Source organism: Burkholderia sp. E168m15 (assembly GCF_016586105.1).
In the GTDB taxonomy this organism is placed as follows: Bacteria; Pseudomonadota; Gammaproteobacteria; order Burkholderiales; family Burkholderiaceae; genus Burkholderia; species Burkholderia orbicola.
In genome coordinates, this window is record NZ_BCPO01000063.1 from 32,289 (window position 1) to 42,374 (window position 10,086).

8 protein-coding genes are annotated in these 10,086 nt (G+C 67.5%); 5 read left to right on the forward strand and 3 right to left on the reverse strand.

The window, feature by feature from the left end; genetic code table 11:
• Positions 1-237: 237 nt before the first annotated feature.
• Complete coding sequence (locus JMF86_RS10310; protein WP_200093642.1) at positions 238-1,062, reverse strand: RNA methyltransferase; 825 nt, start codon at positions 1,060-1,062, stop codon at positions 238-240.
• A 281-nt stretch (positions 1,063-1,343) separates the two neighbouring features.
• Between JMF86_RS10310 and JMF86_RS10315 the strand changes: the two genes are divergently transcribed.
• Both JMF86_RS10315 and JMF86_RS10320 read left to right on the forward strand, forming a co-directional pair.
• Positions 1,344-2,147, forward strand: coding sequence for an inositol monophosphatase family protein (locus JMF86_RS10315; protein WP_011549489.1), 804 nt, complete (start codon positions 1,344-1,346; stop codon positions 2,145-2,147).
• A gap of 307 nt (positions 2,148-2,454) precedes the next feature.
• Positions 2,455-4,077, forward strand: a complete 1,623-nt coding sequence (locus JMF86_RS10320; protein WP_201316983.1) for an NAD(P)/FAD-dependent oxidoreductase — start codon at positions 2,455-2,457, stop codon at positions 4,075-4,077.
• Positions 4,078-4,303: 226 nt separating this feature from the next.
• Here the strand turns inward: JMF86_RS10320 and JMF86_RS10325 are convergent, their stop codons facing one another.
• Positions 4,304-4,630: an EthD family reductase gene (locus JMF86_RS10325; protein ID WP_027805802.1), complete on the reverse strand. Its 327-nt coding sequence runs from the start codon at positions 4,628-4,630 to the stop codon at positions 4,304-4,306.
• A gap of 343 nt (positions 4,631-4,973) precedes the next feature.
• Between JMF86_RS10325 and mutS the strand changes: the two genes are divergently transcribed.
• Together mutS and JMF86_RS10335 are read left to right on the forward strand one after the other, a co-directional pair.
• Entirely contained in the window at positions 4,974-7,631 is a 2,658-nt protein-coding gene (mutS, locus tag JMF86_RS10330; RefSeq protein WP_200093644.1) for a DNA mismatch repair protein MutS, read from the forward strand.
• 4 nt (positions 7,632-7,635) lie between these two features.
• On the forward strand, positions 7,636-8,883 hold the full coding sequence (locus JMF86_RS10335) for a hypothetical protein (protein ID WP_201316984.1): 1,248 nt from the start codon (positions 7,636-7,638) through the stop codon (positions 8,881-8,883).
• On the opposite strand, the gene JMF86_RS10340 is transcribed toward JMF86_RS10335, so the two are convergent.
• Positions 8,863-9,405, reverse strand: a complete 543-nt coding sequence (locus tag JMF86_RS10340; protein WP_011694320.1) for a peptidylprolyl isomerase — start codon at positions 9,403-9,405, stop codon at positions 8,863-8,865. The two genes, JMF86_RS10335 and JMF86_RS10340, sit on opposite strands and share 21 nt — an antisense overlap.
• A 32-nt stretch (positions 9,406-9,437) precedes the next feature.
• Here JMF86_RS10340 and JMF86_RS10345 point away from each other — a divergent pair.
• On the forward strand, positions 9,438-10,086 hold a 649-nt coding region (locus JMF86_RS10345), incomplete at its 3' end, for a cupin domain-containing protein (protein ID WP_201316985.1).

The window sequence follows — 10,086 nt, forward strand, 5'->3', positions numbered from 1 at the left end:
TACTTATGACGTCCGGCGATTGTAGGGCCAGTCGTGCCCGGCCGCACGCGGCCGCGCGTTCACCCCGCCGTCGGCACGGGTATTCGGCCGGAACGCTTGCTACGCGGGGGTTTCCGGGGCCGATCGGTCGGGAGAAACAGCAGGTTCGACGCGTGCGGTCGGTCGACACATGGCCCGGCCCAACGCACGCCGCATCGAGCGAACTCCCCCGCCCCCGGCAATCGGAGCGCCAGCCGCTTACGCGTCGCCGCCCGGTTTGCCCGACTTCAGCAGGATGTGCTTCGCGATGCCGCGCAGGATGTTGACCTCCTCGCGCTCGAGGCCCGTGCGTGCGAACAGGCGCCGCAGCCGCGGCATCAGCTTCTTCGGATTGCGCGGATCGAGGAAGTCGAGCGCGATCAACGCGTTCTCGAGGTGCACGTACATCCGCTCGATCTCGTCGCTTTGCGCGAGCGTGCCGGCTTCGCCCTGCGGCTGCGCCGACGGCTCGCTCGCCTGCTCGAGAAACGCGACGCGCAACTCGTATGCGAGCACTTGCACGGCCTGCGCGAGATTCAGCGAACTGTAGGCCGGGTTGGCCGGAATGTGCGCGAGCGCGCTGCACTGCTCGACATGCTCGTTCGCGAGACCGGTGCGCTCGTTGCCGAACACGAGCGCGATGTCGCCCGTGCCGACCTGCGCGCTCGCCTGTGCGGCAGCCGCGCGCGGCGCGAGGCGCGGCGGCCCGTATTCGCGCGTGCGCGCGGTCAGCGCGATCGACCAGTGCACGCCGGACAGCGCTTCGCCGAGCGTCGGCACGACATGCGCGGACGCGAGGACGTCGTCCGCGCCGCTGGCCATCGCGACCGCCTCGGGGTCGCTCTGCACGTGCGGCACGCGCGGCGCGACCAGCACGAGGCGGGAGAAGCCCATCGTCTTCAGCGCGCGGGCGGCCGCCCCGACGTTGCCGGGATGGCTCGGCTCGACGAGCACGAAGCGGGTGGACGTGAAGCCGCCGGACGGCGGCGGGGACGAGGCCGCGCCCGATTCGGACGGCGCGGCGGTGTTCTGCGGAGTTTCCACTACGATACGACTCGGTTCATCAGAATGGCCGTATGGTATCGCCATCGCCCCGGCAAACCCACTCGTCCGGATGGCCAGTGGGGGTTTCCCCGCATGCCGGTCGCCTGAAACCGCCGAAAATCGGGTAAAATCATGCCTTTACGCGTTGCGCCCGGCGCAGCGCGGGTCGTACCCCGCTCTTTGTCAATTCGCGTCTCACCTCGCCCCGGCACGCTTGCGCCGTTCCGGGCGGTTGTCCCACTTCGTGGCGGCCCGTGCCGCCGGCTATAGGATCCAGGCTCATGCATCCCATGCTCAACATTGCTGTCAAGGCTGCGCGCCGCGCCGGACAGATCATCAATCGCGCGTCCCTCGATCTCGACCTGATCGAGATCCGCAAGAAGCAGCAGAACGACTTCGTCACCGAAGTGGACAAGGCCGCCGAAGACGCGATCATCGAGACGCTGAAGACCGCCTACCCCGACCACGCGATCCTCGCGGAGGAATCTGGCGAATCCGAGAACGAATCCGAATTCAAGTGGATCATCGATCCGCTCGACGGCACGACCAACTTCATCCACGGCTTCCCGTACTACTGCGTGTCGATCGCGCTCGAGCACAAGGGCGTCGTCACGCAGGCCGTCGTCTACGATCCCAACAAGAACGACCTGTTCACGGCCACCCGCGGCCGCGGCGCGTACCTGAACGACCGCCGCATCCGCGTCGGCCGCCGCGACCGCCTGGCAGATGCACTCGTCGGCACGGGCTTCCCGTTCCGCGAGAAGGACGGCCTCGACGCCTACGCACGCCTCTTCACCGAAATGACGCAGGCCTGCACGGGCCTGCGCCGCCCGGGCGCGGCGGCACTCGATCTCGCGAACGTCGCGGCCGGCCGCCTCGACGCGTTCTTCGAGCAAGGCATCAACGTGTGGGACATGGCGGCGGGCAGCCTGCTGATCACCGAGGCCGGCGGCCTCGTCGGTAACTACACGGGCGACGCCGATTTCCTGCATCGCCACGAGATCGTCGCCGCGAACCCGAAGATCTACGCGCAGATGATCCCGATCCTGAACCGCTACAGCCGCGTGCATCCGGCAGCGGAGTAAGCCCGGGCCGCGCCCGCGTGGCGCGGCTTTCACGCAAACCGCTCGCGCGGCATCGTCATGATGGCGCGCCGATCGCCCGACACGCGGGACAATTTTCCGTGCACACGGGCCGCTTCGTGCGCCTATCCTGAAGTTGCCCGAGTTGCCCGGACGAGTCGGCGTACTGCCGCCCGTACCGCTTGTCCCGCAACGACAGCGAAGGGTTTGCGTCCGGCATGCCCGCGCGGCGAACGACGCCGCCGCCGGGGTGCCGACCCCGCCTGTATCAACACCGCCACGGCGCCGTGGCAATCGCATCCGAGTCCCCATGTTACGGCTAAGCGAAATTAAACTCCCCCTCGACCACCCCGAGAGCGCGCTCGAGGCCGCGATTCGCGCGCGCCTCGCGGAGCTCGGCGTGGCGCCAGACCAACTGCTCCGTTACACCGTGTTCCGCCGCGCGCACGACGCGCGCAAGCGTGCCGACATCAAGCTCACGTATATCGTCGATATCGACGTCAAGGACGAAGCGGCCGCGCTCGAGCGCATCGCCAGCAAGCCGCATTGCGGCGTGACGCCCGACATGGCGTACCACTTCGTCACGAAGGCGCCCGAACACGCCGACTTCCTGCGCCCGGTCGTCATCGGCATGGGGCCGTGCGGACTGTTCGCGGGGCTGATCCTCGCGCAGATGGGTTTCCGTCCCATCATCCTCGAACGCGGCAAGGCCGTGCGCGAGCGCACCAAGGACACCTTCGGCCTGTGGCGCAAGAGCGTGCTCAATCCCGAGTCCAACGTGCAGTTCGGCGAAGGCGGCGCGGGGACGTTTTCCGACGGCAAGCTGTACAGCCAGATCAAGGATCCGAACCACTATGGCCGCAAGGTGCTGGACGAATTCGTCAAGGCCGGCGCGCCCGAGGACATCCTGTACCTGAGCCGCCCGCACATCGGCACGTTCCGCCTCGTCAGCATGGTGGAAAAAATGCGCGCGTCGATCCACGAACTCGGTGGCGAAGTGCGTTTCGAAACCCGCGTCGACGACATCGAAATCGACCAGGGCAAGGTGCGCGCGCTCAAGCTGTCGAACGGCGAAACGCTGCGGTGCGACCGCGTGGTGCTGGCTGTGGGCCACAGCGCGCGCGACACGTTCCAGATGCTGCACGACCGCGGCGTCTATATCGAAGCGAAACCGTTCTCGCTCGGTTTCCGCATTGAGCATCCTCAGGGGCTGATCGATCGCAGCCGCTTCGGCAAGTTCGCGGGCCACAAGCAGCTCGGCGCAGCCGACTACAAGGTAGTCCACCACTGCAGCAACGGGCGCGCGGTCTACAGCTTCTGCATGTGCCCGGGCGGCACGGTGGTCGCCGCGACCTCGGAGCCGGGCCGCGTGGTCACCAACGGGATGAGCCAGTATTCCCGCGCGGAGCGCAACGCGAATGCGGGCATCGTCGTCGGCATCACGCCGGACGATTATCCGGGCGGCCCGCTCGCCGGCATCGCGTTCCAGCGCAAATGGGAAGAACGCGCGTTCGAGCTCGGCGGCGGTGACTACCGCGCGCCGGGCCAGCTGGTCGGCGATTTCATCGCGGGCCGGCCGTCGACGTCGCTGGGCTCGGTGGAGCCGTCGTACAAGCCCGGCGTGAATCCGACCGACCTCAGTACCGCACTGCCGGACTACGTGATCGAAGCGATCCGCGAAGCGCTGCCCGAGATCGACAAGAAGATCGCCGGCTTCGCGATGCACGACGCCGTGCTCACCGGCGTGGAGACGCGCACGTCGTCGCCGATCCGGATTCGACGCAAGGACGACTACCAGAGCATGAACGTCGAAGGCCTGTATCCGGCCGGCGAAGGCGCGGGATATGCGGGCGGCATCTATTCGGCGGCGATCGACGGCATCGAAGTCGCGCAGGCGGTGGCGCTCAGTCTGACGTCGGGGCACGCGTCCTGACCTGCGGTGGCGGGTCGGGGCGCGCAGGTTCGTGACCTGAGCGCCGCCGGCCTGCCCCGCCGTGGCTTCATGGAGCTTCACTCGTGGCTCGACGCACGGAATTTCGTACCGCCCTTTCCGCGGCGGCAAGCGTACCCGATCAGGCCGAGCGAGCGCGACCCGCGCCACGATAGCGCGAGCGCTGCGTCATACGCGGATGCGATGCCTGGCGATATCCGAACCCTGGTTAGCCTTCCGAACGCTCCACGACCACCTCACTGATTTGCAGCACGGGGCGTATATCCGTGTAATTGGCGATGTCGGCCATGATCTCCTGCGCGTGCGGATCGCGGGCTGCCTGAAAAGCTTCGATGGAAGTGCAGACGAAGTCACACTTGGCGACGTAAACAGGGTCCGCGCCGGGAGCGCCGCCTGCGATACCCTTGTCCACCGTGTAGTACAGGCATGCCGCGCCGAGCCGCTGTTTCACCATTGGCATGTGCGTATCGCGATAGTAAGCATGGTCGAAGCGCGCGCCTGCGGCGTACGGGTACATGACACTGACTTTGATCATCGAGGTTCTCCTGTTGCCGCACGGTAATCGAGGCGCCGTCGCGCGCGAGACGACATCGAGGCCGCCGATATAGGCGTGGTCAAGATTGCTCCCGGACACGGCGAGCGCATTCCGCTGATTGTAAGTGAACCCGTCTTGCCGGTTTGGTGGCGCCGGATGCCCGACGCCGCGGGAGCGGCCCGGCGATCCCGGACGCTTCGTGGGTGGGCAGTCGGGCGAGTACATCCGTCAAATCGCGACGACGCGGCATCACCGGCCATCGGCCAAACGGCGAACTTCGCGCGTGGACGTCGAAGCCACTGGTAAACTCGGGCAACCCAAGCAACAACTTCATGCCTGATCTATGACCACGCTGTCGCCCGAGGCCTTTGCCGGCCACACCCCGATGATGCAGCAGTACCTGCGCATCAAGGCCGATCATCCGGACACGCTCGTCTTCTACCGGATGGGCGACTTCTACGAGCTGTTCTTCGAGGACGCAGAAAAAGCGGCACGCCTGCTCGACCTGACCCTCACGCAGCGCGGCGCGTCGGCCGGCACGCCGATCAAGATGGCCGGCGTCCCGCATCACGCGGTCGAGCAGTATCTGGCGAAGCTCGTGAAGATGGGCGAATCGGTCGCGATCTGCGAGCAGATCGGCGACCCCGCCACGTCGAAAGGCCCTGTCGAGCGCAAGGTCGTGCGCGTCGTCACGCCCGGCACGCTGACCGATGCCGCGCTGCTGTCCGACAAGAACGACGTCTACCTGCTCGCGATGTGTACCGGCCACAACAAGCGCGGCGTCGCGGTCAATATCGGCCTTGCATGGCTGAACCTCGCGAGCGGCGCATTGCGTCTCGCGGAAATCGAGCCCAACCAGCTTGCCGCCGCGCTCGAACGCATCCGGCCGGCCGAAATCCTGACGCCGGACGGCGCAACCGACGCCATTCCCGCCGGCGCGGGCGCAAGCAAGCGCGTGCCGGCCTGGCACTTCGACATCGCGTCGGGCACGCAGCGCCTGTGCGATCAGCTCGACGTCGCGAGCCTCGACGGGTTCGGCGCGCATTCGCTGACGAGCGCGTGCGGCGCGGCCGGCGCGCTGCTGCTCTATGCCGCGGCCACGCAAGGCCAGCAACTGCGGCACGTGCGCAGCCTGAAGGTGGAGAACGAAACCGAATACATCGGGCTCGACCCGGCCACGCGCCGCAACCTCGAATTGACCGAAACGCTGCGCGGCACCGAGTCGCCCACGCTGTATTCGCTGCTCGACACCTGCTGCACGACGATGGGCAGCCGCCTGCTGCGTCACTGGCTGCATCACCCGCCGCGCGCGTCGGTCGCCGCGCAGTCGCGCCAGCAGGCGATCGGCGCGCTGCTCGATGCACCGGCCAACGCGAGCCTCGATGCGCTGCGCAGCGCGCTGCGCCAGATCGCCGACGTCGAACGGATCACCGGGCGGCTCGCGTTGCTGTCCGCACGCCCGCGCGACCTGTCGAGCTTGCGTGACACGTTCGCCGCACTGCCGGCGCTGCGCGAGCGCATCGCTGCGATCGTGGCGAACGCGGATGCGCTCGCACGCGTCGACGCGGCACTCGCACCGCCCGCCGAATGCCTCGACCTGCTGACGAGTGCGATCGCCCCCGAGCCGGCCGCGATGGTGCGTGATGGCGGCGTGATCGCACGTGGCTACGATGCCGAGCTCGACGAGCTGCGCGACATTTCGGAGAACTGCGGGCAGTTCCTGATCGATCTCGAAGCGCGCGAGCGCGCGCGCACCGGCATCGCGAACCTGCGCGTCGAATACAACAAGGTGCACGGCTTCTACATCGAGGTCACGCGCGGCCAGACCGACAAGGTGCCCGACGATTACCGCCGCCGCCAGACGCTGAAGAACGCCGAGCGCTACATCACGCCGGAATTGAAGACCTTCGAGGACAAGGCACTGTCCGCGCAGGAACGCGCGTTGGCGCGCGAGCGCGCGCTGTACGACTCGGTGTTACAGGCACTGCTGCCGTTCATCCCCGAATGCCAGCGCGTCGCCTCGGCCCTCGCCGAGCTCGACCTGCTCGCCGCCTTCGCCGAACGCGCCCGGGCGCTCGACTGGGTTGCGCCGACCTTCACCGACGAGATCGGCATCGAAATCGAACAGGGCCGCCACCCGGTCGTCGAAGCGCAGGTCGAGCAGTTCATCGCCAACGACTGCCGATTCGGCACCGAGCGCAAGCTGCTGCTGATCACCGGGCCGAACATGGGCGGTAAGTCGACGTTCATGCGGCAGACCGCGCTGATCGCGCTGATGGCATACGTCGGCAGCTACGTGCCGGCGAAGGCGGCGTGCTTCGGCCCGATCGACCGGATCTTCACGCGCATCGGCGCGGCCGACGATCTCGCGGGCGGCCGCTCGACCTTCATGGTCGAGATGACCGAAGCGGCGGCGATCCTCAACGACGCGACACCGCAAAGCCTCGTGCTGATGGACGAGATCGGCCGCGGCACGTCGACCTTCGACGGCCTTGCACTCGCCTGGGCCATCGCGCGCCACCTGCTGGCGCACAACGCGTGCTACACGTTGTTCGCGACGCACTACTTCGAGCTGACGCAACTGCCGGCCGAATTCCCGCAAGCGGCCAACGTCCACCTGTCGGCCGTCGAGCACGGCCACGGCATCGTGTTCCTGCACGCGGTCAACGAAGGCCCGGCGAACCAGAGCTACGGCCTCCAGGTTGCGCAACTCGCGGGCGTCCCGGCACCGGTGATCCGCGCCGCACGCAAGCACCTCGCGTATCTCGAACAGCAGTCGGCATCCCAGCACACGCCGCAACTCGATCTCTTCAGCGCGCCGCCCGCGGCCGTCGACGATCTCGAATGCGCGGACGCGCCGGCATTGCCCGACACGCCGCATCCGGCGCTCGAAAAGCTGCGCGACATCGACCCCGACGATCTGAAGCCGCGCGAGGCGCTCGACCTGTTGTATGAATTGCGCACGCTGGTCCGGTCGCACGATGCCGACGGGCACGCGTAAGCGCATGCCGCGGGGCCTGCCGGCCCGCGCCGCCGCCGCGCTCGTCGCGGCGGCGCTTGCGCTGGCGCAGGCCGATGCAGTAGCCGCGCCACCCAAGCGCAGCGCAGCGCCCTACTCGTTCGCGGTCGTGTCGGGCGTCATCAATGCTCCGGCGGACGAACCGGCTGCGCAGCGGCTGCTCGATGCGATCGCGCGCGAGCGCAATCTCGCGTTCGTCGTCTACGCAGGCGATCTCAAAGGCTCGAAGGAAGCATGCCGCGACGCGCTGTATTCGCAGCGCGGGGCGATCCTGGATGCGGCGCGCGTGCCGCTCGTGTTCATTCCCGGCCACGACGACTGGATCGCCTGCAACACCGCGGCCGGCGGCGGCTACGACCCGGTCGAGCGGCTCGACTTCCTGCGGCAGACGCTGCTCGCCGATTCGGCACTGCCCGACCCCGGTGCACTGCAGATCACGCGGGAGAGCGAAGTCGCACGGTTCCGGCCGTATCGCGAGAACGCACGCTGGATGCGCGACGACATCGTGTACGTCGCACTCAATGCGCCGGCGCCGAACAACCATTATTTGACCGCGGGCGGCCGCAACGGCGAATTCGAGGACCGCATCATCGCGAACGGCTTCTGGATCGATCACGCGGCCGAGTATGCGAAGCGGCGCGAAGCGCGCGCGATGGTCGTGATGTTCGAAGGCGATCCGCAGTTCGAGCGCTATGAACGCGCGGAACGCTTTGCGTGGCTGCGTTTCAACCGGCCGCGCGTGCGCGACGGCTTCCGCGAGCTGAAACGAACGTTGGTGAAGGCGGCGGCGACGTTCCGCGGGCCCATTCTGGTGATGCACGCGAGCGGCGAACCGCTGCCGAACGGCTTTCTGATCGACCGTCCGCTGCATGCCGACGACGGTGAGTTGGTAGGAAACGTCACGCGCGTCGCGATCGGACCGCGCCATCCGGCGAATCAGTGGGTGAAGGTGAGCGTATCGCCGGCACGGCAGACGATCTTCAACGTCAGCCTGCAGGAGGTGCCGAAGAACCTGCCGGTGCCGCCCACGCTGCCGCTCGTGCCGCGCGACGACGTGCCGCTGCCGCAGATGCCGGAAATCCCCGCGCTGCCGGCGCTGCCCGACGCGTCGTCGGTCGCGCCGCCGTTGCAGGGTGACGGCGCCGCACCGGGCGGCGCGTCGTGGCCGGCACCGCCCGCCGCATCAGGGCCGGCGCCGGGCCTGCCGGCAAGCTCAGTGCAGCGTACGCCCTGACGGCGCTTCGCCGTCTTCGTCGTCATCCTCGTCGACGATTTCGAGCCCTTCCGCGCCATGCGCGTGCTCGTGCTCGATTTCGTCTTCGGTGGCTTCGCGAACGTCCTTCACGGTCAGCGCGAAACGCAGCGCCATGCCCGCCAGCGGGTGATTGCCGTCGAGCACGACTTTGTCCTCGGCGATATCGGTGACCGTATAGATCAGCGAGTCGGCTTCCTCGTCACCGTCTTCCGGCGTGCCTTCGAACTGCATGCCCACTTCGAGCGGCTCGGGAAAACGGTCGCGCGGCTCGATCTTCACGAGCTCGGGATCGTAGTCGCCGAACGCGTCCTCCGGCTCGAGCTGGATCTGCGCCTGGTAGCCTGCCTCGTGGCCGTCGAGCTGTTCCTCGATCTTGGGGAACGTGCCATCATAGCCGCCGTGCAGATAGACCATCGGCTCGTCGCTTTCCTCGATCAGATTGCCCTGTGCGTCCGACAGCTTGTAAGTGACCGACACGACGGTGTTTTTTGCGATTTTCATCCAATTCTCCCAAATACAAGTCTCATTATACGATGCGCAACCGGTCTCAAGCCGAACCACGGGATACCGCTGCCGCCCCGCTCGGCGCGCCGCCCTCCGATCTTCCCACGCCGCTGCTCGGCGGCCTCACGCCGGCGCAATTCATGCGCGGCTACTGGCAAAAGAAGCCGCTGCTGATCCGCCAGGCGATCCCCGGCGTCGCGTCGCCGGTCACGCGCAATGCGCTGTTCGAGCTCGCCGCCGACTATGACGCGGAATCGCGATTGATCACCCATTTTCGTAACAAGTGGCAACTGGCGCACGGTCCGTTCGAGCCCGACGCGCTGCCTGCCGTCACGCGCAAATCCTGGACCCTGCTCGTGCAGGGGCTCGACCTGCACGTCGACGCGGCGCGCGCGTTGCTCGACCGGTTCCGTTTCATCCCCGACGCGCGGCTGGACGACCTGATGATCTCGTATGCGACGGACGGCGGCGGCGTCGGCCCGCACTTCGACTCGTATGACGTGTTTCTGCTGCAGGTCGAAGGCCGGCGCCGCTGGCGCGTCGGCGCGCAGAAGGATCTGTCGCTGCAGCCGGACGTGCCGCTGAAGATCCTCGAAAACTTCGAGCCGAGCGACGAATGGGTGCTGGAGCCCGGCGACATGCTGTACCTGCCGCCTCACATCGCGCACGACGGCGTGG

What these genes read in the sequence shown, in the direction of transcription:
- JMF86_RS10315 (WP_011549489.1), top strand. Translation starts at nt 1,344, where the DNA reads ATGCATCCCATGCTCAACATTGCTGTCAAGGCTGCGCGCCGCGCCGGA.
- JMF86_RS10320 (WP_201316983.1), top strand. Translation starts at nt 2,455, where the DNA reads ATGTTACGGCTAAGCGAAATTAAACTCCCCCTCGACCACCCCGAGAGC.
- JMF86_RS10325 (WP_027805802.1), bottom strand. Translation starts at nt 4,630, where the DNA reads ATGATCAAAGTCAGTGTCATGTACCCGTACGCCGCAGGCGCGCGCTTC.
- mutS (WP_200093644.1), top strand. Translation starts at nt 4,974, where the DNA reads ATGACCACGCTGTCGCCCGAGGCCTTTGCCGGCCACACCCCGATGATG.
- JMF86_RS10335 (WP_201316984.1), top strand. Translation starts at nt 7,636, where the DNA reads ATGCCGCGGGGCCTGCCGGCCCGCGCCGCCGCCGCGCTCGTCGCGGCG.
- JMF86_RS10340 (WP_011694320.1), bottom strand. Translation starts at nt 9,405, where the DNA reads ATGAAAATCGCAAAAAACACCGTCGTGTCGGTCACTTACAAGCTGTCG.